Origin of the sequence: Paracoccus sp. ME4, assembly GCF_046736325.1 — a bacterium.
GTDB lineage: Bacteria > Pseudomonadota > Alphaproteobacteria > Rhodobacterales > Rhodobacteraceae > Paracoccus.
In genome coordinates, this window is the sequence record NZ_CP151277.1 from 490113 (window position 1) to 513822 (window position 23710).

A 23710-nucleotide genomic window follows, 5' to 3' on the forward strand; every position below is an offset into this window, starting at 1 on the left:
ATGGGGGAGGTGTCCGCTTTCGCGGTTTAAGCGGCTCTGGGGTCGGGGTTCTGTCCAGAATTCATGTTTAGGACATGTTCAGTGTCCAGAATCCTGCATTAAGGTTCTACCGACCGAAGCTCAGGCCGCCATTCCTGTCCTGCTCGATGGCCCGCCAGTAACTCGCAGGTGCCGGCATGTCGTCCTGCCATTCGACCTCAAGGCCGTCATTCAGCGGTTCGAAGCGGGCATATCGACCCTCCTCCACGAAGGCATAGGTCCGTGCCCAGTTCTCGACCGTTGCCTGCCTGCCATCCGTGGAGCAGCTTGCGGCGATCGTCTGGCATCTGTGCATCGAACGCACGAAGATGTCCGGATCGTTCCGGCGGGTCAGGGCGCGCAGCGAGTCCAGATAGTCGTTGCGGAAGACACGTGGGACCGGAATGTGACAGAGCCCGCAGGAGATGAGCTCCCGCGACATGACGATCCGGCTCATGCGGCCATTTCCGTCGTTGAAGGGATGGACCTCCGAGATCAGGTAATGCGCCATCAGTGCCCTGGCGAAGGGATCATCGACCGACCGGATCATGTCGAAGCCCGAGAGCAGGGTGCCTTGGACCAGGTCAGGACTGACGAAGGACGTGTCGCCGGCGCGGTTGTGCATGGTCTTGAACCGGCCCGGAGAGATGCCGGGCCGGTAGCGCATGATGTCGGCGTGGTCGCCTCGGAGCTTCTCGATCGCGGCTTCAGGGCTCAGTTCGTTCAGCCTGGCGCTGCCGGGCTCCATGAGCTTCATGTAGGTGCCCAGGACGTCGTGTCCGTCTGCCGGTCGCTTCTCCGGGACACGGCCCGTAAAGACGATATTCTCCGCCTCCCGAACGGCGAATTCCGTGCCTTCGATGAAGTTCGAGAAATAGGCCTCGATGAAGCTCGATGTGGCGCGGCGATCACTCGTCGTGTTCGGGTCCGGCACCATCGCGAGAGGATTGCCCTGGATCCGGTTCAGGACCAGCAGCAGGCGAGACATTGTGTCAGGATCGAAGGGGCGGCCTTCGGAGCGGGCGCGGCCGCTCTGCGTCTCCATTTTGTGGCTCCGCGTCGACAGCAGTCCGCCGATCAGCGCGTCCAGGTCCTTGAACTCGTCCTGGCGTCCGATCTTCCCGGCAAGGGCGTGGGCCTCGCGACGAATTTCCTCGAGCCGCTTTTCGCCATAGGTTCTGCAGATCCGGTCGAGCATCCGCTCGACACCGGCCGGTCCTATGGTCCGGGCAGGTTCCTTGCGACTTCTCGACGGCCTGATGTTGTCGAGGAACTGACGCACCTGACCGGCCATCCAGGTCCCGAGATATGGCATGTCGGAAGTGGCTTCGTGGCCCGCACCTTTCCTTGCCGAGATGACCAGACCGGGTAGCTCCAACGTCGATCTTGATCCGGGCCGGGAAATGAACACATATCCGGGGCCGTCCTCATCCCCGTTTCTGGTCGGGCCCGCCTCCACCGCCGTGCGATCCGTGATGACGGCATCCGGGTAGAGGTAGGATACGATCTGCGCCCAGTTCCTTCGCACGGTCAGGTTTGGCGCCTCCAGGCTCGGCTCCAGGAAGACGCCTGCGTGGAGACGAACCAGCTCACCACGTCCCGCCCTCCGTCGAAGCTGACGGGAGGATGCCTCGGTCCGATCGTGATCGAAGATGAGCCTGCCCATGTGACGCTCCCTGACGGCAGATGTCCGAATTCCGACCTTAACCTACACCCGATCTCGCTTTTCGTCCAGTATATCAGGTTAAGATGGGTTATTTGTCCAGAATACGGATTTAAGAGATTGCGGGTATATGGCAATCGGATGGCTGGTCTGGATCCGTATATGCGAAAAAACCCGGTCCGGAGGACATGTCGCAGGCTCAGATTTTCTTGCAGGTCTTGTAGAGTGGCGGCAACCGATCCGAGGAGATGCCAGATGAAGACCGATGATGCCGTCATCCGCTACGTGCTGACCGACCCCGAGAACGGGCGCAAGCTCTACGTCGCGCCGGATGTCGAGATCCTGGAGCATCATTCCTCCCCCAGCGCCGCGCTGTGGTCGGACGTCTACAACGCCCATGAGACGCTCACCGCGGCCAAAACGGACGCCCGGGGCTGGATCGACATGCTCTCCGTCAAGGAGTTCGTCGACGATGACGCCTTCGACGCGGAGACCGAGGCGCCCGGCATCGCGCTGGCGCGGATCCTGCGCAACGGCACCCTCGAGATCTACTATCCGGCGGGCGAGCTGCCCGAGGTTCCGGTCATCCCGGCCGGCCTGGAGCCCGGCGAGATCCGCAAGGCGGAGTGGCTCCTGGACGATTTCGGGATCCCGGCAGGCCTGGTGAAGCCCGGCTTCGAGGCCGGCCCGGCCAGCTGCGAGATCACCGCACGCATCTTCGATCGCGCCCACATCTTCGAGGCCTTCGAGAAGCACCTGGACGAGCTGAACGGCGAAGATCTCCGCAAGATGTTCTATCCATTCACCGACGAGGAGACCGGCTTCACGCTCGAGGAGATCGGCATTGCGACCGATTTCCGCCAGGTCACCATCACCCTGTCGGGCCAGGTGACCGATCCGGTGCTGATGCAGCTCACCGCGGCCATGGCGGGGCGCGAAAGCGGGAGGGATTCCGACTATGTCCCCGAAGGGGTCGGTGACGCGATCTTCGAGCTGAACTACGGCGCGAACGATGCCGCCGGCGCGAACGATTTCGGGTTCGAGCTTGAGACTTGGCGGTCCGCGGGAGTATCGGCGCCGGAGATGGACGGCCCGGCCTTCTGAGGCAGGGCGCGTCGCATCGACCGCCAGGTGGAAGCGGGACCCGGTTCCACGGGGCGCGGGGCGGTTCCCGGTTGCATCCGAGAATTTGCACATGGTGCAAAAATGCAACTTCCCTCAACCTGCGGCTGTCCTGATGGTGGACCCCATAGCCCATGCATTCTAGGTCGGCCCCTCCCGCTGAAGGGCAATGAAAAACCAATTGAGGCCGAGCTGACGCATGACCATCATCGACGACGAGCGCATGATTGAAATCCTCGAGGCCTTTCAGAAGGACCCGAGGCAAAGCATCGCCAGCCGCATGACGCGCGTCGCCCTGCAGGAGGACATGCGGATCCGTCGTGAGCAGAATGAAAGCGAAGCCGTCTCGGCCTGACCCGGGGCGCGCGGAGACCGGTCATTCCGGCATGCTGTCCTTCATCAGCTGAACCAGTTCCTCCGGCGCGGGCGTTCCCTCGATCGCGCGCCGGCCCGGCGCCATCCGTGCGCCGAAGGCGCGCAGGAACCGCTCGACCGTATCCACGAGGACACCGACCTCCGCGCCGTCGCCCGGTGCGATGACCCGGGTCATGGGCTTCTCGCACTCGTTCCGGATCGGATCGTTCCAGTATTTGGCAGATTCCGGATCCAGGATGGATCCACTGAGGCCTTGTTTCCGATAATCGTCGAGCGCGTTCGTGAAGACATCCTCCGGCCCGCGCTGGAAGATCACCTCCTGGCGGAACTCGGAACGGATCGGAGTCTGGCCGCGGTTGCCCACCAGCGCCCCCGGCATGAACTCGACCTCCTCGATGTCGATCCGGAACTCCAGGGAGCCCCGCAGGTAGTCGGTGTCACGGCGGCGCTCCGTGCGGATGCTGACCTTCGTGCCGGCCGCCCATTCGCCTTCGCGGTCGCGCTCGATACGGTCGCGCACCAGCGCCTCGATGTCGGCCTTCAGCCGGTTCGGGTCGCCCGACCCCATGATCACGTCCTTGAACCAGGGATGCTGGGATGTCGCCGTGAACAGGAGGCCGTTTTCGTGCGCCTGATACTCGACCAGAAAGCGCGCGTCGTCGCCGCCGGGCAACCGGACCGGCCACTCGTCGAACTTCTTCGCTGAACCCGTCCTGCTCGAGGCGATGCGGATCTGGCCTTCGGTGTTCTTGCGCATGGCGTCGTCCCTGAAATAGTATTTCGAATATAATAGCAGAGTGCCACCAAACCCGCAATGGAATGTGCGAATAAATGAAATGGAAAACATCTTCCGGGCGTTGAGGGCCGCGAGCAATAGGGATAGGGTGTGCGCTCAGTTTCCTTGGATCTAAGCCCCCATGCCCTTGCACCGCATCCTGGCCGTCCCGCTCATTCTGGCAATGATGGGGCTCTCAGCCTGCAACACGATGTCTGGGATGGGCCAGGACATCACGGGAACGGCGAACTTCGTGCAGGTCTACATGCCGCCGGAGCTGCAGAAGCCCGTCGGGGCCTATGGCGCAATCCCGCAGCCGGCCGTGGTTCAGGGAGGGATACCGGCCTTGAGCGGGCTGTGAGCGAGAGGGTGTTTCAGACCTTATTTTGAGGGGGACCGAAAATACCGTTCAATTTCAATATTTTGGAGATTGATCCATTTGATATGGGTAGGACGTCGCTTTGAAGGTATGGGGTTGATTTTTCGGGAACTTGGGATCATTGTTGAAGGGTTCGCTGCCGGATGGGCAGCTTAGCAGTTCGGTGGTCCTGGGCGTCAGTGGGCGCCGTCGTTCGCTGCCGGATGGGCAGCTTAGCAGAAGTCGATGCCGGCCGGCAGATCGTCACCGCGGTTCGCTGCCGGATGGGCAGCTTAGCAGCGCTCGGAAGATGGCGGCTACGTCGCAGACGGGTTCGCTGCCGGATGGGCAGCTTAGCAGCTGGAGAGCCATCTGGGCCGCTTCAATGGATCGAGTTCGCGGCCGGATGGGCAGCTTAGCAGTGCTGCATCCACCTCACGCCGCGGCTCACGCCCGTTCGCTGCCGGATGGGCAGCTTAGCAGAGGGCGACAAGCTCGCCCACGCTCTGGCCATCGTTCGCTGCCGGATGGGCAGCTTAGCAGGAGATGCTCGCACTCCTGAAAATTCTGCAGTCGTTCGCTGCCGGATGGGCAGCTTAGCAGGATCATATCGATGCGGGCATCGGCACGAGAGAGTTCGCTGCCGGATGGGCAGCTTAGCAGTTGAGGCGCCTCCCGAGCTCCTCACCGCTCTCGTTCGCTGCCGGATGGGCAGCTTAGCTGTGATGTCTGAGATGGGCCTGAGCGGCTCCGAAGTTCGCTGCCGGATGGGCAGCTTAGCAGCTTCCTCCCCACTTCCCTTTTTTCAAAGAATCGTTCGCTGCCGGATGGGCAGCTTAGCAGAAGCAGGCCCCGGCAGCGGCTAGGGCAGGCAAGTTCGCTGCCGGATTGGCAGCTTCGCAGACAGCAGCACCAGCATCGCGGTGATCAGGAATGTTCGCTGCCGGACAGGCGGTTCCTCAACGTCCCGCGCACCCGACGCTCCGGGCGTTCATTCCTCGATCATGATCCGCGGCTGGAAATCGGTGGTCGGCCCCTCGAACTTCCGCCTGACATAGAAGACATCGCTCCGTCGGATCCGATGACGTTTCTGGCCTGACGGGTCCAGCCCGTATTCACGAATGATCGCGGCCCGATCCTCGCCGCTGTAATAGGCATTCGCAACGAGGGTGACGGCATCCCGCTGCGCATCCGCCTCATCCATCTCCGGACCGACATAGCTGATGTCGACATCGCGGATCGGGCCCTCGAGCCTCGTGAAGACGAAATCACTGTAGGCGTTCTTCCCGTGATCATAGGCCCTGAAATGCATCCGGCCCAGGACCTCGATGATGCTGTGCGGCGAAAGGCGGCGGACCGCCCGGCCGCTGCCCGCGCAATAGGCCGCCTCGATGACCTGGCGCCGGGCGATCGCGGATGCCACCTTTCCCAGGAGCACCGGATCCGGCTCGAGACGGAGCTCCACGTCCACGGATCGGTAGAAGCCGAACAGGCCGGACCGGATCAGGTCCTGGAAAGCGGCGCCCGGAAACACCGTGTTGCTCGGCAGATCCCCGACGAACCTCCCCGCGTGGATCTCGACACGGCCGCCGGCCTCGTTGATGCCCTCCGCCACCCGACGGATGTCGGCGGACATGCTGGCCTCGCTCGTCCCAAACATGTCGAGCAGCGCCTTCTTGGGCAGGTGCCCGAGATGCCGATAGCAGGACTCGATCCAGGCGTATCGCAATTCCTTCTTCATGGGATCCTCGGTAAAAAATCTTCAATTTGTGAATTTTCATATAGCAGGTGATTGCCATTCTGAAAATGCGAAAATATGATTGGATCAAGAGACGGAGATTGCACATGCAGAAAACCCCGAAGGGCAAGGCCTCGGCCGAGCCCGCGCCTCCGGGCGCCCCCGGTTTCACGCTGAACTATACGGACCCCGGCGCGCCCATCGGTGTGGCCGATATCGCAGGGCTCTATGGGCGTATCCGCGAAGCACTGGCGAAGCCCGCAACCGCAAAGAAATCGGAGGCATCGGACCAGGCGGAGGCAGGCGTTGTCGAGGCCGGGGCCGGGGAAGGCGCGCCCGAGACGAGCCCCAAGGCCTTTGCCGACAACAGCGAGGCCTTCGGTGCGGTGACCCGCTTCAGCGGAACGCACATCCTCAAGATTCATTCCAAGAATGCCCGGGACCACGTCCTCGACTTTCCGACCGTCACGAACACGAACCGGCCGCGACGGAAGTTCCCGTCGATGAATGCGGGCTGGGGCATGTATGCGAAAATCGCTTATCAACCCATCGCCGTTCTCGGACATGACGGCAGCAACAGCCTCATCGACCACATCACCACGCCCAACGAGCTGAGCGAGCAGTTCCTGGCCTCATTCGCCGCCGCGTTCTCGCAGGAGAGCCTGGATGCGATCATCGAAGGCACCCGCTGCGCAAAGACCGGGGTGTCCGAGCTCCATTTCGAGAACCTTCCGATCGTCTACCTGCCTGACGGACAGGGCGGTGAGATGCAGGTTACTCCACTGAGCCCGCTCGAAGCCATGGGGAACTTCAAGTCGGCCGTGCTGAAGAAGGGGGAAAGCCACAAGTCCCCCCTGACGAACCAGGAGATCTCCTCGAAGATGCAGAACATCTCCGTCGCGATCGGGGGCGACAGATCGCGATTCCGGGCCATCGTCCCGAACGCGATGCGCAGTTTCGAAGCGGCGGTTTGGCGTTACGCCCGGGGCGGGCGGGTGCCGGCCATTCCCGGCGAGGAGATCACCGATCTTCTCGACACACTCCAGGCCTTCCACGCACGTCGCGAGAAACATTCCGACGGGACGGATGGCGTCCGCTACACCGCAGACACGGAAAAGCGCTTCCGCGGCCTGGCCGAGAGCATCCTGGGCATCGCCAAGGAATGGATCGACGACGTCAACCAGCGTGCCGTCGAGCTCAACCCGGAATTCTCCGCGACCAGAACCGACATGCGGCAGCTGTTGCTCGCGTCATGGCGCGGCGCCAGGGGCAGGAATCCCGATGAGCGGAACGCGGCACGCGAAGCGGTGCGCCGTGCTCTCAATGGGCTCGTCTTCATGCGGACCATGAACGGAGCTGCAAGCTGATGCGCTATCTCTTCTCGAACCTGACCGCATCGCGCGTCAATCTGCTGCAGAATGATTTCGCGGCCGGAATGCCCTCACCGCTGGCCTTCATGGGGCTTGCCGGCTTCATCGCCGGAAAAGTGGGCTTCGGGCATTTCGAGGCTCGCGTCATGCCGATCCTCTATTCTGTCACACCTTCGGAAGGCCGCATCCGCCCGGAATACCAGTTTCAGACGGACAAGTCGGCCAAGGGCTTCGCGCCGGTGGAAATCCCCGAGAGCATGCGCGGTCATGTCGAATTCGGCTTCCTGCTGGACCTGCCCGGACTGGTCGATATCGCGATGCTTCAAAATGCCCTGAAGAAGGCGCGCCTCGCCGGGGGCATTATCTTTGCGAAAAACGGAAAGGATACCTTCGATATTCGCAGCGTCCCGGAGGGCGGAGCTGGCCTGCGCATGTCTCCGCGGGGCAGGGCGGTCATTCCGGGTATCCGCGACGATCTGCGCCACCTGACCTGCTGGACGGAGACGCATGAGTTCGAACAGGTCCAGGATGCGCTTGCACAGCGCTCGACGGAAGACAATCCGACGCCCGGAATGCGTGTTCCTGCCGCCATCGGCTACAGGCTGCTGACCCTCCCGGGACAGAACCCCAACCCGACTTATGTGCGCGACCCCGGCGTGCCGCATGTCTTCGCGGAGCCCGGAACAGGCGTGGCCGAACTTGTCTCCGTTCGCAACACCGCACTCGCCGATCTCGATGAGGATGCCTTCTCGGAACGCATGTGGTCGTGGTCGATCAGCGGGCGACATGTCGTTGCCCATTCCGTCTATCTCCCCTCCCAACAAGCAGAGGCTTGATCAGATTATGTCCACCAACAAACTCGTCACCGGCATGCTGGCCTTTGCCCGTTCGATCCAGATCGGGGAGGCGCTGCTCTGGGCCCGCATGGCCGACAAGGATCGCCTGGTCCCGGTCATCGTCCAGGACAAGGGCGTGCGCGGTCAGAGCTCCGAGGATCTCGCCAAGAACCCGGGCGGCAGCAATCCCCAGTCCGTCGACATGGCCGTGATCCCGTCCGGCTGCGATGCGCTGGTGATCAGCTTCAATGCCCGCATCATGGGTTCGGCCCTGAAGCCCCATGCAAGCGACAGCTCCGAGGCTGCGACGGCCTTTGCCGGGCTGGCCCGTGCCTATGCAGAGCGTGGCGGCTTCGAGCACCTGGCCGAGCGCTATGTCTGGAACATCCTGAACGGGCGCTTCGCGTGGCGCAACCGCATGCAGTCCGACGAGGCCATCGTCGAGATCCGGTTCAAGGACCGGAAGCTCACGGCATACGCGCTCGACCTGGACCTCGACGCGTATCCTGGCCGCGCCGGCCTGGCCGGCGCACTGATCGGCGAGAGCTCTTCGATGGATCTGGATGCTTTCATTGCGGGTTTCGGCGCGGGGCTGGCCGAGGGTGAGCCGTTCGATTTCTCGGTCCGTTGGATCGCGCGGATGCATGCCGGATCGGAGGTCTTCCCGTCGCAGGAGTATCTCCGCAAGGAGCTGGCGGAGAAGCCCAGCTACAAGGATCGCAGCCGGATTTATGCCACCTTGCCGTTCTTTGACGGTGACACCCAGCAGCGCCAGGCCTCGATCCATTCCCAGAAGATCAACGCCGCCATCCGCCACATCGACGAGTGGCACAACAGCGGAGAATACGGGGCCATCGCGGTCAATCCCTACGGTGGCGTCCAGGAGACCGGGGAGGTCCTGCGCAGGCCCAAGACCGGCACCGGGCCCGACTTCTATCAGGTGATGGATGGCTACGAGGCCCTTTCCGAGGATCTCGACAACCCCGCCGAGGCCATGCGCGGCGAGACGCATTTCTTCTTCGCGAACCTGGTTCGCGGCGGCGTCTTCGGCCGTGTCGACGCGGAGAAGAAGGCCAAGAAACTTGCCGACGCCGAGCAGAAGGCAGCAGCGAAGAAGAAAGGCTGATCATGGACCAGGTCACCAAAGAGCTGGCTGGCGGCCTGGGGGTTTGCACCCCCAGCCACCGCCTGATCATCAACGCCTCCTCGGCAACCACCGAGCTCGGCGCATTCCCGGATCTGCATCGCGAGGTTTTCGCGGCGCTGCACCGGGTCAACCGCCATTCCGGCGCGTCCGGCTATGTGGCCATCTGCATGCCTGACGCAGCCGAAGGTCGCGGCATCGAGGCCATGGGCAACCGCTTCGTCCTCTTTGGCACAGAGGAGCTGCTTCAAGCTGTCCTCGATGACCGGAACCTGGCCGCTCTCAGTCGGCGTGGCATGTTCCGCGGTCGCATCCGGGAGCAGGACACGGATCCGGCCGGCTCCGGCATGGTGCTGATGCGCACCCAGGCACGGGTGAAGCATATCCCCGACAGCGGTCTGGCCGCACGCCGCGCGCGCCGTGACGCAAGGCGTGCCGCGCATATCGCGGAAACGAAGGGACGGTTCGGACCGTCCGATAAGCCCGCCAAGCCCCCGCGCATCACTGGTTACGTGATGTTGCGCCCGGGTCTGCGCATCGATCTGATCTCGGAAAGCCGGCCATGGACCGGAGAGACGATCCTGGTGAACAGCTATGGGCTGTCGACCATGACCGCACCCGCAGTCCTTCCCTGGATCGAAGGCGCGGCCTGATGTCGAAGGGGCACGCGAAGATCTCCGCCCCGCGCCTGCTGGTGACCCAGCGGGAGCAGGCGATCTGGCTCGAGCGCGCCCGCGTCCATGCCGATCATGGGCGCGTCATCTACCAGACACGCGAGGCGGATCTTCAGAAGAGCTACGCCATTCCTCACGCCAACGTCGCCATCCTGTTTCTAGGCCAGGGCACCTCGGTCACACAGGAGGCCTCGCGGCTCCTGGCCGAGGAGGGGGTGCTGGTTGCATTCGTGGGCACGGGCGGTTCGCCCCTTCATTACGGGGCGCTCACCAATTACGGCGGCACCACCCATTTTCGCCGCATGCTAACCGCATATATCGATCCGGAACAGGGCCTGCGCATCGCGAAGGAGATGATGCGCGAGCGGGTTCGGTTCATGGAGAAGGTCGGGTTCGACGCCATCGAGGACCACCTCAAGACGGACAGGATCGACGGGTTCCGACGAGCCTGCTCGAGATTTCGTCCAACGATCGATGCCGCCAGGGACATCATGAGCCTTCTCGGCCACGAGGGGCAGTATGCAAAGGCGCTCTTCGCCGCCTTTGCGGGCGCATCCCGGATGGGCACCGACTTCGTCAGACGGCAGGACGGAGGTGACCGCAGCGAATCGCCCTACGGGCAGGTCGCGGATCCTGTCATGGTGGCCAACGACCTGATCGATCATGGCAACTACCTGGCCTACGGCTTCGCGGCAGCGGCGCTGTGGGCGCTCGGCATTCCGCCGCACATGAGCGTGCTTCATGGAAAGACCCGATCGGGAGGCCTGGTGTTCGATCTGGCCGATGTGATCAAGGAGGCGATCGTGCTGCCCTTGGCCTTCGCCGTTGCCTCGGGGCGTATCAAGGGGGATTCCGAGTCCGTCTTCAGGGCGGCGGTCATGCGGCAGATGGAGAAGCAGAAGGTCCTTTCATTGATGATCTCTTTCATGGATCGTGTCCTGCCGGACGATCCTGCCGGGCTGCTCTTGAACACCGGAAAAAAGCCGGATGCGTGAGGTCATCGCGGTCTGCCGTTCTTCCGGAAAGTCGAGGAAGCGGGTAGAGCGGGCTCTCGACCGTTATCTGTTTCGGGTCGGCGATCGGACATGGCGCGGTCGGGCCTCGAATGCCTGTCTCGAAAGGATCGCAAAGGACCTGAAACGACACGCCACACGCAGCACCGCGGTTGCGATCCATGGATTTCAGGCCTCGCGCGATGAGCGGCTGCTCTTCCGGGTCGGCGCGGCATCGAAATTCGGTCAGGACGGGCTGGCACCGATTGCCACCAGCAAGGCCGCCGCGAGGCGTAGCCAGGCCATGTCGCGCGGTCCCGCGGCCAACCTGCGCGCCATCACCCGTATCGCGGCGATGTTTCACGATATCGGCAAGGCCACCCGGCTGTTCCAGTCCAAGCTGCGGGACGCGATCCTGGGCAAGGACACAAGCGCGGATGCGCTGCGCCACGAACTAATCTCCGCGCTCGCCTGGGACGAGCTTACGAGGGGGCGGAGCGAGACGGAGCTCCTCGATTTCTTGCAGAGGGTCAGCGCCGCGGATATCGATCGCGCGATGCTCGGTGCGGCGGATCTCGGCGCCGGGATCTTTCTGCGCGCCAAGGCGCAGGGCAACGAGGCCGAAATCCATTTCGACTTTCTGACCGGCCCCCCGACCGCCTTTGGTGTGGGCATCCTGATCCTCGGCCATCACCGCCTGCCGATGCTCAATCTATGCTCGACCCGGCCGGTCTCGTCGACGCATTGCAACATCCATGCCGAATTCGATCGGGACATGCTGCTGGTGGCGGAGGGCGCGCCCTTCTGGACAGATGAATGGCTGAAGCGCCTCTGCGCGGAAGCGGCCCTGATCCGTGATGCCGCGCGATGTCTGCCGCTTCTCGACACGCATGCGCGCACCGCGCTGATGCTGGCGGACCATCTCGGCTCCTCACAGAAGAAGCAGGGTGATGGCTCGGGTCATCTCGCCAACACGATGCGCCGTCCCGATTGGAAGGCGGGTGATCGCCCGGTCGCGGCCGACGGCCTCGCAAGGCACACTTCGAGGGTGACCCATGCGGTTCGGGGTGCCTTCGATGCGCTGGTCACCTCGGCGACATCCTACCCATCGATCGCAAAGGCCGACATGCCGACCGCCATCCTGAACCTGGACATGACCGGACCGTTCGCTTGGCAGGGCCTGGCCGCGGCCCGGGCCGCGGAACTGGCCGCATCAGGGGAGGGCGGGTTCTTCGGCTGCCTGCTGGCAGGAACCGGGACCGGAAAGACGCGTGGCGCGCCGGGCATCCTGGCCGCAGTAACCCTAGCGGATCCCGATCAAGGCCGGCGCGGCGTTCGGTTCACGCTGGGCCTCGGGCTGCGCACGCTGGCGCACCAGTCCGGCGAGGAATATGTCGAGGATCTCGGATTCTTCCGAAATTCGGTCCGCATCATGACCGGTCAGGCCCCTATCCATTTTCCCGATCGCGATGATGATGCAGAGCGTCTCGGCTCGGCGGACATGATCGCATCCCTCGCCGCGCAGGAGATCGAGCGGGTCCGGCCGCGCGTGCCGGAATTCGGCTCCGATGCGGAGACGGACTGGCTTCGGGGCCTGACCTTCGATCCCACAATCCAGCCGCCCGCCTTCATCGGCCTGATGGCCGACGCGGATGGAAGGAACGGCGAGAAGCTTCGGGCGCTGGCCGCGAGCCCGATCATCTGCGCGACTGTCGATCACATCATCGCGGCCGCCTCGCCGGAGCGTTCCCGGCATCTCCCGGCATCGGTCCGCGTGCTCACCTCCGATCTCATCCTGGACGAGATCGATCAATACGGCGCGGAGGACGTGTCGGTCGTGGCCAGGCTGGCCTATCTTACCGGCGCGGCCGGACGCCGGCTGATCATCATGTCCGCGACGCTGACCCGCGACCTGGCCATGGCCCTCCATGACGCCTATCGCGCCGGCTGGTCGGCACATGCGTCCTGCTTCGATCGGCAGGACCGGGTGCATGTGCTTTGCGTCTCGGATGCCCCGGGGGCGATCTCGGGAGGCTCGGAGCCGTCATCCTTCGCGACGTCCTTCGATCAGGTCCGCGCACTGACCCTCGAGGCGCTCGAGGCAGCCGCGCCGCGCAGGATCGTCGAGATCCTCCCGGATGCGGCGCCTTCCGCAATTCCTGAGGCGGTGTCCCGGACGATCTCGCGGATGCATGACCGCCATCATGCCCGGATCGATGGGTTTCGGGTGTCCTTCGGTTTCGTAGGCATCACCCGCATCAATCATGTCGCGGGTCTTGCCGTCGCGCTCCCGCAGGTCGGCGCAGACCGGCTGCGCAGGCTGATCGTGCTGCATTCGCGCTTCACGCGCCTCGGCCGCTCCTGGATCGAGGCGCAGCTGCGTGCCGCGCTGACTAGGAAGGGAGACACGCCCGACGCGGGCCTGGCGCGGCTCTGCGGCGAGGAGAGGCTTTTCGAGCAGGCCCGAAGCAGCGGTGTGCAAGATATCGAGATCGTCCTGATCTGTTCGCCGGTGATCGAGACCGGCAATGACCTGGACTTCGACTACGCCATCCTCGACTACGCCTCGGCAAGGTCGGTCGTCCAGGCCGCGGGGCGGGTGCTGCGCCATCGCCGCATCACCCCGTCCGCACCGAACGTGGCACTCCTGGCGCGTCCGTTGGTCACCATGGACGGTAGCGGGCGACTGGAAATGCCGGGCGTCGAAACCACGCCCGCCGCACAGACCGGCCTCGATCGCATCTCGGCAAGGACATACGGCATTTCGGGGCGCTCCACACGGGAGCTCCTGGGCCTTGAATGCGGGCAGACGCTCAGCGCGGCGCTGATCAGCCAGGATCAGGGCCCGGCGCTGGCCCAGGCCGAAGCCGCGAATGTCCGGCGTCATCTCGATGCGGAGCCGTGCCGGCTCGGAGACTGGATCGGGCAACCGCTGCGCCGCCACGCCATCCGCCAGAGCCGGATGCGGAAGTTCCGCCGCAACAGCATGTTCGAGCTTCTCTACTGGCAGGAAGGTGATCTTGAGGATGGTCTCCAGTCCTACTGCGACCGGGATCCCGGCGGTCGCGAGTTCCATCCGGAATTGGCCCGGGACGTATCCCCGGCGCCGGATGTTCCGGACGCCCTCTATGCCGATCCGGCCCGACGCGCCTGGCTCGCCTTGCATGGCGGCTCCGAGGTGATCGTCAGCCGCAGATCAGGGACGGATCTGCTTGCAATCTCGATGCCGGTCGCGGATGCGACGACCGCGCATGATCTCCTCTATTCGGACCATCTGGGTCTTTTTCCACGAAAGGCCATCGGGTATTTCGGGTCAACGTGAGGACCATCTTATCTGCGGCTTTTTGAAAACCGAACATTATCAGCATGTTGCCTGAACCGGAATTTCAGATGATCGATGGTGACAGGACGTTGCAAGTGCTTGTTTGTTAGGTGAATTCTGCTACATTTGAAGGGTTCGCTGCCGGGCAGGCAGCTTTGCGGGTCGAGCTGATGCGCCGCATCGCGGCATGCGTGTTCGCTGCCGGGCAGGCAGTTTTGCGGCACGGCTTCAGTAAGCCAGAGGCATAGCAGGAGTTCGCTGCCGGGCAGGCAGCTTTGCGGAGGCATCACGCGGCGCGGACGTAGTAGGACGAGTTCGCTGCCGGGCAGGCAGCTTTGCGGGTGACTGAGTTCGATCTGCCGACTATCATTGCGTTCGCTGCCGGGCAGGCAGCTTCGCAGAGTGATGACCGCTGTAGGCCCTATTGCCTTCAGTTCGCTGCCGGGCAGGCAGCTTCGCAGACGTCGCCCCGACGGCGACGGCCAACAAGTCTGTTCGCTGCCGGGCAGGCAGCTTCGCAGGGCCCCGCCAGCTGTCCAGGAGCTCTTCGCTCGTTCGCTGCCGGGCAGGCAGCGAACAGTAAAGCTTGGTGGTGCGGGACGCGCCGACGCTCATTCCCGACCAGGTTCGGCGCGCGCGCCCTCAAACTCAGAAGTCCAGGCTGAACCCGTCGTCATCCGCTTCCGGGGCCGCGAGGACCGACATGTCCTTCAGGAAGGCAAAGTCCGGGATCTGGGCAATCCCGAAGTCGATCAGGCCCATGCCCGTGGCGGTGGGCGCCGCGTAGAGCGCCGAGGCCGAGAGCACCGCGCCGCCCGCGCCGGCGATCGCATTCAGCAGGTCCGGGTTCGCCCTAATCCCGCCCCAGAGGGCGCTGACCGCGGCGGATGCGCCGGGATCGCTGTTGAAATTGGGATCCATTCTGCTGCTCCTCTGAGATTCTTCCAAGCATCGCATGGCTTTGTGAAAAATCGGAGGGCTAGATGATCGGCCCGATATTGTAGACCATCGCGAAGGCCGCGATCGTGCGCAGCTCCCTCCAATGCGGGTGGGTCTCGTCGATGCGGCCGGTGTCCTGACCGGTGGCCTCCCGGACCCGCGCCCGAACCTTGTCGACCTTGCGCGCCGCATCCGCGAGAGGCAGCTGCGGGAAGCCGCGCGACATCTGCTCCACCGTCGCATCGGGCAGCTCAAGCCAGGCGCCGGAGCGGAACCGGATGCGCGACATGGGGACCATGTCCAACTCGACGCGGTTCTTCAGCACCATGGCATAGGCGAGCGACATCATGTTGTGCGCCGCCTCGGTTGCGGAGGCGACGCTCGGGCAGGCGGGCCCGAAGATGAGCGGCGGCGAGTAGGGCATGCCGACGATCGCCATGACCGGGCTCACCCGGTCGTCCTGCGCGGTGAGGATCAGGCTGTCGAGGTTCCGCCCCATGATGCAAGGATGGAAGAAGAAGAAGGACAGCGCATGGTCCATGGTCAGCCCGTCATGCGTGCCGGCCCGGATGCGCTCCCCGTCCGCGATGGCATCCTGCGCCATGCGGCGGAGCCGGTCCTTGCCTGCGCGATAGTCCGGATAGATGTCCGCGGCAGATCGGATCATGCGTCCGGCTCCTGGCCGGTGGAGGATTTCATGACGAAGCCGACCGTGAAGCCGAAGACCCGACCGATCTTTTCCAACGTCTCCAGGGTCGGGTTGGCCTTGCCCTTCTCCAGATCGATGAGCTGGCGCCGCGTCAGGCCGAATCTGGACGCGAAGTCGATCTGGGTCATGCCGAGGGAATGGCGGATGTCGCGGATGGCCTCCGGAAAGCGCAGCTCCCCGGCCGCGGCCCGATTGCGGACATCTTCGCGGCGTGCCTGCTTTTCGTCGCGGCTCAGCGGGGTCATTCTGGGCATGGGTCGACCTCCGTCATCGCGGGGATGGCGCGAAGCGTCCGGCCCTTGTCGAAGGCCCGCGCCACGACGGCCTTCGGCACGCCCAGATCGAGCGCGAGCTCGCCGGGCCAGCGGTCCAGCCTGCGATACTCCAGATCGACCGGGTGACGCACGGACATGGCGCGACGGTCCCGCACGGATCTGTCCGGCTGCTCGATAATGTCCAGATCGAAGTAGTAGTCGTCGTCATAGGACAGCCAGACGCCCCCGCGAATGCCCTGTTCAGGCTCGCGGAATCCGATCTCGGCCGCATCCCGCCGCTGGCCATCCGTGCGGAACTGGATAGTTGCCTTGAATTTCATATGTGCCTTTATATGGGCACTCTATGGGCCGATCAAGGCCCATCAGGTGCCACTGGGATGGCACTTTTCTAGTGAGCCGCCATGCCAGGCAAGCATTGCGCCCGCCGGCTCGTCGGTTCCAGCCTGATGGACACACCGGGAGGGCGCACACGCCGCTTCCCCTGCGGGGTCCGCCGATCATCGACTGTGGGAAGCTGATTTATGCGCTTCAGTCTTTCCGCCGTATATGCGAAAACCGGACATCGATTGAAGGCAGACAGCATGTCCAAGAAGGTTATCCTGATCCGCGGCCCCCAGGGGGCCGGCAAGACCACGCTCGTTCGCCGGGCCGGCCTCGACGGCCACAACGTCTCCCTGGACAAGATCCGCAACGTGGTCGCAGGCGACGTCCTGGGGCAGAACGGTCTCATGACGCCCAGTCACGAAAACGGCCCGCTGGTCTGGAAGATCTTCTCGGACAGCATCGGGCGCCGCATCTCGGGTGGCGAGGTGGTCGCCATCGACGGCACGCTGGCCAATGGCGCGGAGCTCTACGACCTCTGGAAGATGTTCGACGCGGCCGGATACAAGGGCCTGCTGATCGACCTCTACGGTTTCGACGACGATCTGCGCCGCGCGCGCAACCTGGCTCGCGATGAGCGCGAGCGGGTGCCGGAGCGATCCGTCGACAGCATGAAGAGCATGGCCGCGCGCGCCCCCATCCCGCCGGTCATGGCCGAGAATGAGAACCTCCGCATGATCCGGGCCACGGACCAGGCGGGGTGGGATCAGGCGCTTGCGGCCATCCCCGGGTTCCTGACCGACCCGCGCTGCCGGCGCGACCTCTCCGCCTATGAGGAGGTCGTCCATATCGGCGATCTTCAGGGCACCTTCTCGCCCATCATGGATGAACGGTCCCCTTTGCGAAACGGCATCGATCCGAATAAATTCTACGTCTTTCTGGGCGATCTCTTCGATCGCGGCAAGGAGAATGACCAGGTCGCGGACTGGTTCATCCGGAACGCGCTCAACAGGCCGAACGTCGCTCTGATCGCCGGCAACCACGAGGACTATGTCGAGCTGCAGGCCCGCGCAGGCCGCGCCGACATCGACCTGCCGAACAGCGAATGGCAACGCCTCAGCTGGCCGCAGATCCGTGAGGCCGGGATCGGCTGGCGCGACATGCGCAAGATCGCCGGCTTCGCGCAGGACTACCTGGCATACGAATGGCGCGGCAAGGAGGTGCTCTGCTCGCATGCCGGCTTCGGCAGCTGGCCGGAAGGTCTCGACCTGATCTCGACCCACCAGATGCGCCGTGGCAACGGCCATTACCAGACGGATGTCGATGCCGAGTGGAGCCATTTCGAAGCCGGGACCGGCCGCTACCAGCTGCATGGCCACCGCAACGAACGCATGAAGCCGACGCTCGCCTCGGAGCTCTCCTTCAACCTCGAAGGCCAGGTCGAGTTCGGCGGGCACATGCGCTTCGTCCAGCTCGACGACACCGGCTTCCGGGCCACCGACATCCGTCCGAAAACCTACCGCACCATGGTCGAGGACATGCAGATCAACATGGAGGTGGGCCGTATGTCCGCAAGCCGTTTCCCGCCGCAGCTGCCCTGGTCGTCCGAACCGGCCGGCGCGCTGTCCGATGCCACGATGGCCAGCCTGTCCGATCACCGCATGGTCATGCTCAAGCCGATGGAGAACCTTGCGGGACTTGTGTCGGTGAACTTCACCCGCGACGCCTTCTACAAGCAGGCCTGGGACGACTACACCACGATGGCGAGGGGCCTGTTCATCGACGGTGAGGATAACTCCATCGTTGCAAGGAGCTATCCGAAGTTCTTCAACCACAATGAGAGGTCGGAGACGAGTGCCGAGGCGCTGGCTGCCAACCTCCGGTTCCCGGTGATCGCCTACGAGAAGCTCAACGGTTTTCTCTGCATCACCGGTTACAGCCCGCGCCACGACGCGCTGATCGTGGCTTCGAAGTCGCGAACCGATGGCACCTTCGCCGACATGGCGAAGACGGTTCTCTCCGAGACCCTGGGCGAGGGCGCGCTTGAGCGCATCATGCGTCTCAACCGCGACCAGTCCTGCTCGCTCGTCTTCGAGATCGAGGAGCCGGTCCGGGATCCGCACATCATCAAGCTGGACGCGCCGCGGGCAGTCCTTCTAGGCTGCATCCGTCGCTCGGAGCATTTCGAACAGGCCTCCTACAAGGACCTGGAGAAGATCGCCTCCTATGTGGGTTGCGAGGTCAAGAAGGTGATCGCCACCCTGCCGAACGAGCGGGCCCTGGCAAGCTTCAACCATCGGGTCGAGCATGATCCCAGGTGGCGTTTCGAGGGACGGCATGTGGAAGGTGCGGTGCTCGAGGACCAGGCCGGGTTCAACTACAAGCTCAAGGCGCATTTCTACCGCAATTGGAAATACATGCGCTCCGCGGTCAACGCCATCGCGAAGGCGCGCGAGGCCGGAAAGGAGCCGTCTCTCGAGCGTTTCGCGGACCTGCCGGAGCAGTTCGGCGAATTCCTCGGCTGGGCCAGCACCCTCTCGGTCACCGCGTTGCGGTCCGACATCATCACGCTGCGCGACAGCTTCGAGGGGGATCGTTCCGTCATGGAGGCGCTGCGCGACGAGGCCCCGGCCGTCCCGCCCCGGTCCAAGACCGCCGAGCGCTTCGATGCGCTGGTCGGGGAGGTCCTCGACAGCGACAGGATCACCGAGGAGGGCCTGCGGCGCTTCGTGGAGGCCGCGATGAACGATCCGCAGAAGGCGGAGCTGCTGACTGCGCATGAGCGCCATGCGGAACTGCTGGAGCGTATTGCGCAGGCGGAGCCCATCGACGGCCCTTCATTCTGAAAGGATGAAATCCAGATGATTTTTCGCAGATACACGGTCGGACAGTTTTCTGCCGTCGCGCGAACAGCGAGGATCGGGAACGGCACCGAAATCGGCAGCCATTCCCGTATCGGGGCCGGAGCACAGATCGGCAAGGGCTGCCTGATCGGCACCCATGTGCAGGTCGATGATGGCGCGGTCGTCGGACACCGTTCGGTGCTCGGCGACTACTGCCGGATAGGTCGGGGTGCGATCCTCGGGGAATGGGTGGTCACCGGACCTTATACGAGGATCGCGCCGGGGGTGCGCGTCCCGGACGCGGTCATCCTGGGGGATGCGGACCTGGTTCTCGAGGATCGTATCATCCCGGGCTTCTGCAGCGGACATGCCATCGCCTTTCCGACCGACGAACGCGAGCCGCTCGACATCACGATGACCTCCGGCCGTTTCCGTCCGCCATACATGGACGAGGCGCGGGCCGCCGAAGTGATCGAGGCCCATCTCTGGGGAGATGAGCAGGCGCTCGAGCCTTACCGGGTCGGCGGCGAGCGGCCGCGGCCCATCGCCATCACTCACCTCATCGAAGGAAACGACGACGCATGCACGCCCGGGTTCTGATCTCCGCCATTCCGGCTCTTGCCCTCCTGGCGCTCGCCGCCTGCGCCCCGGCGCCCTCCGAGCCACCGCGCGCGGAGATCGGGGTTCAGGATGGCACCGCCAGCCTCCCGCGCGGGGTCAGGCGGACAGACGGCCACGGGCCGGTGGTCCTGGGCGGCGGCGGCGGCGCGGTCGACTGCAGGCAGACCCTGCCACAGGAGGCGGCCCGCGCCCTGGCGGCAACGAATGCGCAGCGCGCCGCAGCCGGGCTTTCGTCGCTGCGCCATGACGAGAAGCTGCAGAAGGCCGCCGAGGATCATGCCTGCGACATGGCCCGGCGCGGCGTGATGGAACACGCCGGCACCGGCACGACCGGTCCCGGCCAGCGGGTCAGGGCGCTCGGCTACAGACCCTCCATCACCGCCGAGAATATCGCCGCGGGCTCCGTGAGCCTCATCGACCTGGACGGCGCGGTCCGGCAATGGGCCGCATCCCCGGGCCATGCGGCGAACATCATGCTGCCGCAGATCCGCGAGTTCGGGATCGGGCGGGCCTACTCGGCCGATGGGCGCGTGGCCTATGCGGCGGCGGTCTACGCGGCGCCGCGGTGAGGGGTTGGGCGGGCCCGGCCGGTCCGGCGGACGGTCGGGGCGCCGCCGGACCCATGTCCGGGATTCTCCAAGATCAGGGAGAGGGCGCGTCGGTGAGATCCTGCGAGGGCCGCGTGAACTCGAAGAGCCGCTCCTCGAGCGTCTCCAGGGTCTCCCCATCCTGGCCGGTGATCCAGCTGCCGTTCTCCAGCGTCAGGTGGTGGCGACCATCATCCAGCGCCTCGATCCAGTATCCGGCCACGTAGACCAGAAAGCGGCTTTCGTCCGCCTCCCATTGCCCGTCCCCGACCAGCTCGCCGAACTGACTTGCGGCCATCTCCGTGCGGGTGGCGCGGAATCCCTCAAGATCCTCGAAGGGGGAGGCGACACCATCCATGGCACGCAGGGGCGCATAGTTGCTGACCGCATCGAAGTCCGCGCAGACCAGACGCACCCGTTCCGCGGGGATCGCGTCCGGGACCTCCGTCCATGCACCCTCCTCGGCCCGGACATCGACATGGAAAAGCGCCAGGGCCGCCCCTTCCTTGAAGGCATCATCGAGCCAGCCGGCGCTTTCCAGGTCCTCGAAGCGGCTGAAGAGATGCACGAGAGGCAGGGCCTCCGAAACGAGATCGGACCGGGGGCCGATCGACGGGACCAGCCCGTCGCGCAGGATGTCGAAGCGGTTTTCGGCCGGGGTCAGATGCCAGGGCATATCGTCTTCTCCTTGTCGATCACGAGGGCGGAACGGTCTGCCGCCTACGCCATTTCGCATTCCATCACAGGTTACATCATGCCCCGGAAAAAGGCTCGCCCGAAAGCGCGCCGGGACGCGTTGGATCGCAAGATCCGCCATGAGGAGGCCGCGCGCCTAAAGCGGCGCAGCCCGAGCCTGGCCGGGATGGGCGCGATCCTCATGCGCGGCGGCATGCTGTGCCGACCGATCCGGCGCCGGGCCGGATCAGCCCATCCGCTCGCGTCGGCTCCCCGGCAGCCGGGCCGGCGCGGTGCGCAGCGTGGGCTTGGTGCCGCGATCGCCCCTCACGACCGCCTTGCCGTTCCGGTCGAAGGCCCTCAGGCTGTGCTTGATGATATTGCGGTAACCCCCAGGGGTCAGGACATAATTGAACGAGACCACGTCCGCCGCGTAGACCCACTTGCCCTTCCCAAGCGCCAGGAAGCCGTAATGCTGACCGTCGATGGTCAGCCTGTGACTGTGAAGCGCCCGCGTGTTTCCGCCCTTGCTCGGCGCACGGCCCGGCTCGGCGAGGAACGTGGTGTAGTTCTCGACCGGCCGGAGCGTGATGCGGCCCGCCTCTCCCTGGGGCGGCTCCTGGATGCTGACCGCCGCGGGCAACCCCTCGGGATGGCGGGCAACGGCGACGATGGCATGACGGGACACCTGCAGCTCCCCTTCGAGCTCCTGGACGGCGATGTCTCCCGGCGCCGATGTGGGCGGCAATGCGGACCGGATGCGCGCCTGTGCGGCCTCATCAAGCCAGGCATGGGCAACGGCATTGACGACGTTGATCACGATCTCGGCCTCCTCGAGGAGGATGTCGTGCAGGGGCCAGCGTGATGGGTCCTCCAGCTCGCCGCTCGGCGCGGCGACCAGGCCGGTCTGGGAGATCGAATAGCCGTCCAGCCCGGGGATGGGGCGCCTCTCCCTGCGCGCGCGGTCCTTGGGAAAACGAAGTTTGCCGGATGTGTGCATTGCGATCTTCCCGGTCATTCCTGTTCCTCTTGTTCCGTTCAGGCAATTCTAGCCGTGCCGGCCGGCACGGGCAATGCGCCACCAATGAGGCATTTGCAGCTTCACTTTATCGAAAAAGAATAGCATCCTCGGAATTGAAACGCATCATGGCGTTGACGGTTTGCGAAAATAAATATACACATACATCTGACATCAAGCACAACGGGGCGCTGACGGACATGACACACGGTGATCGCAAGGCCATGGGGGCAGCCCTTTTCATCCTGGGCATCATCCTGCATCACGCCCCGCTCGAAATCACCGGATGGCAGCTTGCGCTTCCCGTCCACCTGATCGCGGTGGGCTTCTTCTTCTCCGGCGGGCAGACTCGGACGAAAGCGCCGGGGATCGTTCGACCGATTTAGAGACAGGCGCACCGCCAAGCGCGAATTATCGTCCACGACCACAACATCGACAAGCCCGCCGCAGGGAAAGGGAACCGGAAATGACCGATCAGCTTTTCATTGATGAAGACGGCGACGCCTGCCTCGCGCCCATCGGCCGCGATAAGAACCTGGTTGCCTTGCCCGCGCGCGACGAGGACGGATCCATCCTGAACCCGAAGGCGTGGCGGGCCATGGTTGATGCCTACAACCGTGCCGCTGTCGGCTCTGCCCCGCGAGAGCTCGTGGGCCATCACACCGGAACCCATTGGGGTCCCGTTTTGGCCTCCGCCCCGCAGGATCAGCAGGCCGAGGCGGTGGCCTGGCTATATGAGCGCCGTGGCTTCAGGCCTGTCGTGTCACAGCGCAGGCCTGATTACGCTGATCTGGTGAGCCTGCAGCCACTGTTCACCCACCCCGCCCCGCAGGACCAGTTCGTGACCACCCTGCCGGAGGAGGCTTTCATTGCCTTCGGCAAGGCCTGCGACGCGGCTGAGACCCCACGGAACGACGCGCTGCGGTCAGCGGCGCAGACGCTGCTGGTCGGCGCTGAAACGGGATCTCTCGCAGCGCTGCATCACGCCATCAGCGACAGGTTGGGTCTTGTCGATGGAAGCGATGAGGAGAACGAGCTTTTCGAGGCGCTTCTGGATGGCTTGCGCCAGACCGGAGCCCGGGCCGCTTCGGAGAGCCGCGCATGACCCGCCTCATCGCGGCCTTCCTGCTCGGCGCCTACCTCGGCGCCGGCATTTTCGCCGGACTTCTGCACCAGCGTGCCGTTCCGGCCCTGAACGTGGTCGGGATCGCCTGGATCACCGCGACATGGCCGAACCTGATCCGCTGCGCGCGTGCGGACGCCGGCTGCGACCCCACGGGGCCGGAATGGATGCGGCCCTACATTTTCACGTTCCCGGGCGACCGCACGTAAGCG

General features: G+C 64.5%; 24 protein-coding genes and 2 CRISPR repeat arrays. Of the genes, 15 read left to right on the top strand and 9 right to left on the bottom strand.

The genetic code is table 11. The features are described 5' to 3' along the window. Window positions 1-106: 106 nt before the first annotated feature. On the bottom strand, window positions 107-1684 hold the full coding sequence (locus AACG61_RS18260; RefSeq protein WP_411839789.1) for a Fic family protein: 1578 nt from the start codon (window positions 1682-1684) through the stop codon (window positions 107-109). 252 nt (window positions 1685-1936) lie between these two features. Here AACG61_RS18260 and AACG61_RS18265 point away from each other — a divergent pair, with 252 nt between their 5' ends. Both AACG61_RS18265 and AACG61_RS18270 read left to right on the top strand, forming a co-directional pair. Further along, on the top strand, window positions 1937-2785 hold the full coding sequence (locus AACG61_RS18265; protein WP_411839790.1) for a hypothetical protein: 849 nt from the start codon (window positions 1937-1939) through the stop codon (window positions 2783-2785). Window positions 2786-3002: 217 nt separating this feature from the next. Then, complete coding sequence (locus AACG61_RS18270; RefSeq protein ID WP_411839791.1) at window positions 3003-3158, top strand: hypothetical protein; 156 nt, start codon at window positions 3003-3005, stop codon at window positions 3156-3158. 21 nt (window positions 3159-3179) lie between these two features. Here AACG61_RS18270 and AACG61_RS18275 read toward each other — a convergent pair whose 3' ends face one another. After that, window positions 3180-3935 (bottom strand): hypothetical protein, encoded by a 756-nt coding sequence (locus AACG61_RS18275; protein ID WP_411839792.1) that lies wholly within the window; start codon window positions 3933-3935, stop codon window positions 3180-3182. Window positions 3936-4173: 238 nt separating this feature from the next. Between AACG61_RS18275 and AACG61_RS18280 the strand changes: the two genes are divergently transcribed. Next, entirely contained in the window at window positions 4174-4314 is a 141-nt protein-coding gene (locus AACG61_RS18280) for a hypothetical protein (RefSeq protein WP_411839793.1), read from the top strand. 149 nt (window positions 4315-4463) lie between these two features. Then, window positions 4464-5214: a CRISPR direct-repeat array (repeat unit 28 nt; unit sequence GTTCGCTGCCGGATGGGCAGCTTAGCAG). 88 nt (window positions 5215-5302) lie between these two features. Here the strand turns inward: AACG61_RS18280 and AACG61_RS18285 are convergent. After that, window positions 5303-6052, bottom strand: coding sequence for a WYL domain-containing protein (locus AACG61_RS18285; protein ID WP_411839794.1), 750 nt, complete (start codon window positions 6050-6052; stop codon window positions 5303-5305). 104 nt (window positions 6053-6156) lie between these two features. Between AACG61_RS18285 and AACG61_RS18290 the strand changes: the two genes are divergently transcribed. The 6 genes from AACG61_RS18290 to AACG61_RS18315 are packed head-to-tail and all read left to right on the top strand — an operon-like array spanning window position 6157 to window position 14387. After that, the gene (locus AACG61_RS18290) at window positions 6157-7416 is read left to right on the top strand and encodes a hypothetical protein (protein WP_411839795.1); all 1260 of its coding nucleotides are present in this window, start codon (window positions 6157-6159) and stop codon (window positions 7414-7416) included. Continuing rightward, entirely contained in the window at window positions 7416-8255 is an 840-nt protein-coding gene (locus tag AACG61_RS18295; RefSeq protein ID WP_411839796.1) for a hypothetical protein, read from the top strand. Before AACG61_RS18290 ends, AACG61_RS18295 begins: the two co-directional genes overlap by 1 nt. After that, entirely contained in the window at window positions 8206-9381 is a 1176-nt protein-coding gene (gene csy3 / locus AACG61_RS18300) for a type I-F CRISPR-associated protein Csy3 (RefSeq protein WP_411839797.1), read from the top strand. The genes AACG61_RS18295 and csy3 overlap by 50 nt, the downstream gene beginning before the upstream one ends. Before the next feature lie 2 nt (window positions 9382-9383). Continuing rightward, window positions 9384-10052, top strand: a complete 669-nt coding sequence (locus AACG61_RS18305) for a type I-F CRISPR-associated endoribonuclease Cas6/Csy4 (protein WP_411839798.1) — start codon at window positions 9384-9386, stop codon at window positions 10050-10052. Next, the gene (gene cas1f, locus AACG61_RS18310) at window positions 10052-11068 is read left to right on the top strand and encodes a type I-F CRISPR-associated endonuclease Cas1f (protein ID WP_411839799.1); all 1017 of its coding nucleotides are present in this window, start codon (window positions 10052-10054) and stop codon (window positions 11066-11068) included. Before AACG61_RS18305 ends, cas1f begins: the two co-directional genes overlap by 1 nt. Continuing rightward, a complete protein-coding gene (locus AACG61_RS18315; RefSeq protein ID WP_411839800.1) occupies window positions 11061-14387 on the top strand; it encodes an HD domain-containing protein in 3327 nt (1108 codons plus the stop codon). Before cas1f ends, AACG61_RS18315 begins: the two co-directional genes overlap by 8 nt. Window positions 14388-14520: 133 nt before the next feature. Next, window positions 14521-14963: direct repeats of the CRISPR family, unit length 23 nt; unit sequence GTTCGCTGCCGGGCAGGCAGCTT. 72 nt (window positions 14964-15035) lie between these two features. On the opposite strand, the gene AACG61_RS18320 is transcribed toward AACG61_RS18315, so the two are convergent. From AACG61_RS18320 to AACG61_RS18335, 4 genes are read right to left on the bottom strand one after another with little or no spacing between them, the layout of a single operon-like run. Next, complete coding sequence (locus tag AACG61_RS18320; protein ID WP_411839801.1) at window positions 15036-15308, bottom strand: hypothetical protein; 273 nt, start codon at window positions 15306-15308, stop codon at window positions 15036-15038. 58 nt (window positions 15309-15366) lie between these two features. Next, complete coding sequence (locus tag AACG61_RS18325) at window positions 15367-15993, bottom strand: hypothetical protein (RefSeq protein ID WP_411839802.1); 627 nt, start codon at window positions 15991-15993, stop codon at window positions 15367-15369. After that, window positions 15990-16280 carry a helix-turn-helix transcriptional regulator gene (locus tag AACG61_RS18330; protein ID WP_411839803.1) on the bottom strand — a complete coding sequence of 97 codons (291 nt, stop codon included), beginning with the start codon at window positions 16278-16280 and terminating at the stop codon, window positions 15990-15992. The genes AACG61_RS18325 and AACG61_RS18330 overlap by 4 nt, the downstream gene beginning before the upstream one ends. Continuing rightward, a complete protein-coding gene (locus AACG61_RS18335; protein ID WP_411839804.1) occupies window positions 16277-16630 on the bottom strand; it encodes a hypothetical protein in 354 nt (117 codons plus the stop codon). Before AACG61_RS18335 ends, AACG61_RS18330 begins: the two co-directional genes overlap by 4 nt. Window positions 16631-16891: 261 nt before the next feature. Between AACG61_RS18335 and AACG61_RS18340 the strand changes: the two genes are divergently transcribed. Genes AACG61_RS18340 through AACG61_RS18350 form a run of 3 tightly spaced genes read left to right on the top strand, consistent with a single transcriptional unit; the run spans window position 16892 to window position 20664 of the window. Then, a complete protein-coding gene (locus tag AACG61_RS18340; protein WP_411839805.1) occupies window positions 16892-19477 on the top strand; it encodes an RNA ligase in 2586 nt (861 codons plus the stop codon). A gap of 15 nt (window positions 19478-19492) precedes the next feature. Beyond that, window positions 19493-20074 (top strand): hypothetical protein, encoded by a 582-nt coding sequence (locus AACG61_RS18345; RefSeq protein WP_411839806.1) that lies wholly within the window; start codon window positions 19493-19495, stop codon window positions 20072-20074. Then, window positions 20056-20664: a CAP domain-containing protein gene (locus AACG61_RS18350; RefSeq protein WP_411839807.1), complete on the top strand. Its 609-nt coding sequence runs from the start codon at window positions 20056-20058 to the stop codon at window positions 20662-20664. Before AACG61_RS18345 ends, AACG61_RS18350 begins: the two co-directional genes overlap by 19 nt. Before the next feature lie 73 nt (window positions 20665-20737). Here the strand turns inward: AACG61_RS18350 and AACG61_RS18355 are convergent, their stop codons facing one another. Then, a complete protein-coding gene (locus AACG61_RS18355; RefSeq protein WP_411839808.1) occupies window positions 20738-21358 on the bottom strand; it encodes a hypothetical protein in 621 nt (206 codons plus the stop codon). Window positions 21359-21604: 246 nt separating this feature from the next. Then, a complete protein-coding gene (locus AACG61_RS18360) occupies window positions 21605-22375 on the bottom strand; it encodes a hypothetical protein (RefSeq protein WP_411839809.1) in 771 nt (256 codons plus the stop codon). A gap of 116 nt (window positions 22376-22491) precedes the next feature. Here AACG61_RS18360 and AACG61_RS18365 point away from each other — a divergent pair, with 116 nt between their 5' ends. The 3 genes from AACG61_RS18365 to AACG61_RS18375 all read left to right on the top strand — a co-directional run bounded on the left by AACG61_RS18365 (window position 22492) and on the right by AACG61_RS18375 (window position 23707). Then, window positions 22492-22761 carry a hypothetical protein gene (locus AACG61_RS18365; RefSeq protein ID WP_411839810.1) on the top strand — a complete coding sequence of 90 codons (270 nt, stop codon included), beginning with the start codon at window positions 22492-22494 and terminating at the stop codon, window positions 22759-22761. Window positions 22762-22841: 80 nt separating this feature from the next. After that, on the top strand, window positions 22842-23480 hold the full coding sequence (locus tag AACG61_RS18370) for a hypothetical protein (RefSeq protein ID WP_411839811.1): 639 nt from the start codon (window positions 22842-22844) through the stop codon (window positions 23478-23480). Beyond that, a complete protein-coding gene (locus AACG61_RS18375; RefSeq protein ID WP_411839812.1) occupies window positions 23477-23707 on the top strand; it encodes a hypothetical protein in 231 nt (76 codons plus the stop codon). Before AACG61_RS18370 ends, AACG61_RS18375 begins: the two co-directional genes overlap by 4 nt. Window positions 23708-23710 lie beyond the last annotated feature (3 nt).

What these genes read in the sequence shown, in the direction of transcription:
- AACG61_RS18295 (WP_411839796.1), top strand. Translation starts at nt 7,416, where the DNA reads ATGCGCTATCTCTTCTCGAACCTGACCGCATCGCGCGTCAATCTGCTG.
- AACG61_RS18315 (WP_411839800.1), top strand. Translation starts at nt 11,061, where the DNA reads ATGCGTGAGGTCATCGCGGTCTGCCGTTCTTCCGGAAAGTCGAGGAAG.
- cas1f (WP_411839799.1), top strand. Translation starts at nt 10,052, where the DNA reads ATGTCGAAGGGGCACGCGAAGATCTCCGCCCCGCGCCTGCTGGTGACC.
- AACG61_RS18280 (WP_411839793.1), top strand. Translation starts at nt 4,174, where the DNA reads ATGGGCCAGGACATCACGGGAACGGCGAACTTCGTGCAGGTCTACATG.
- AACG61_RS18275 (WP_411839792.1), bottom strand. Translation starts at nt 3,935, where the DNA reads ATGCGCAAGAACACCGAAGGCCAGATCCGCATCGCCTCGAGCAGGACG.
- AACG61_RS18340 (WP_411839805.1), top strand. Translation starts at nt 16,892, where the DNA reads ATGTCCAAGAAGGTTATCCTGATCCGCGGCCCCCAGGGGGCCGGCAAG.
- AACG61_RS18285 (WP_411839794.1), bottom strand. Translation starts at nt 6,052, where the DNA reads ATGAAGAAGGAATTGCGATACGCCTGGATCGAGTCCTGCTATCGGCAT.
- AACG61_RS18270 (WP_411839791.1), top strand. Translation starts at nt 3,003, where the DNA reads ATGACCATCATCGACGACGAGCGCATGATTGAAATCCTCGAGGCCTTT.
- csy3 (WP_411839797.1), top strand. Translation starts at nt 8,206, where the DNA reads ATGTCGTTGCCCATTCCGTCTATCTCCCCTCCCAACAAGCAGAGGCTT.
- AACG61_RS18305 (WP_411839798.1), top strand. Translation starts at nt 9,384, where the DNA reads ATGGACCAGGTCACCAAAGAGCTGGCTGGCGGCCTGGGGGTTTGCACC.
- AACG61_RS18330 (WP_411839803.1), bottom strand. Translation starts at nt 16,280, where the DNA reads ATGACCCCGCTGAGCCGCGACGAAAAGCAGGCACGCCGCGAAGATGTC.
- AACG61_RS18320 (WP_411839801.1), bottom strand. Translation starts at nt 15,308, where the DNA reads ATGGATCCCAATTTCAACAGCGATCCCGGCGCATCCGCCGCGGTCAGC.
- AACG61_RS18265 (WP_411839790.1), top strand. Translation starts at nt 1,937, where the DNA reads ATGAAGACCGATGATGCCGTCATCCGCTACGTGCTGACCGACCCCGAG.
- AACG61_RS18370 (WP_411839811.1), top strand. Translation starts at nt 22,842, where the DNA reads ATGACCGATCAGCTTTTCATTGATGAAGACGGCGACGCCTGCCTCGCG.
- AACG61_RS18375 (WP_411839812.1), top strand. Translation starts at nt 23,477, where the DNA reads ATGACCCGCCTCATCGCGGCCTTCCTGCTCGGCGCCTACCTCGGCGCC.
- AACG61_RS18345 (WP_411839806.1), top strand. Translation starts at nt 19,493, where the DNA reads ATGATTTTTCGCAGATACACGGTCGGACAGTTTTCTGCCGTCGCGCGA.
- AACG61_RS18290 (WP_411839795.1), top strand. Translation starts at nt 6,157, where the DNA reads ATGCAGAAAACCCCGAAGGGCAAGGCCTCGGCCGAGCCCGCGCCTCCG.
- AACG61_RS18260 (WP_411839789.1), bottom strand. Translation starts at nt 1,684, where the DNA reads ATGGGCAGGCTCATCTTCGATCACGATCGGACCGAGGCATCCTCCCGT.
- AACG61_RS18355 (WP_411839808.1), bottom strand. Translation starts at nt 21,358, where the DNA reads ATGCCCTGGCATCTGACCCCGGCCGAAAACCGCTTCGACATCCTGCGC.
- AACG61_RS18325 (WP_411839802.1), bottom strand. Translation starts at nt 15,993, where the DNA reads ATGATCCGATCTGCCGCGGACATCTATCCGGACTATCGCGCAGGCAAG.
- AACG61_RS18360 (WP_411839809.1), bottom strand. Translation starts at nt 22,375, where the DNA reads ATGACCGGGAAGATCGCAATGCACACATCCGGCAAACTTCGTTTTCCC.
- AACG61_RS18350 (WP_411839807.1), top strand. Translation starts at nt 20,056, where the DNA reads ATGCACGCCCGGGTTCTGATCTCCGCCATTCCGGCTCTTGCCCTCCTG.
- AACG61_RS18335 (WP_411839804.1), bottom strand. Translation starts at nt 16,630, where the DNA reads ATGAAATTCAAGGCAACTATCCAGTTCCGCACGGATGGCCAGCGGCGG.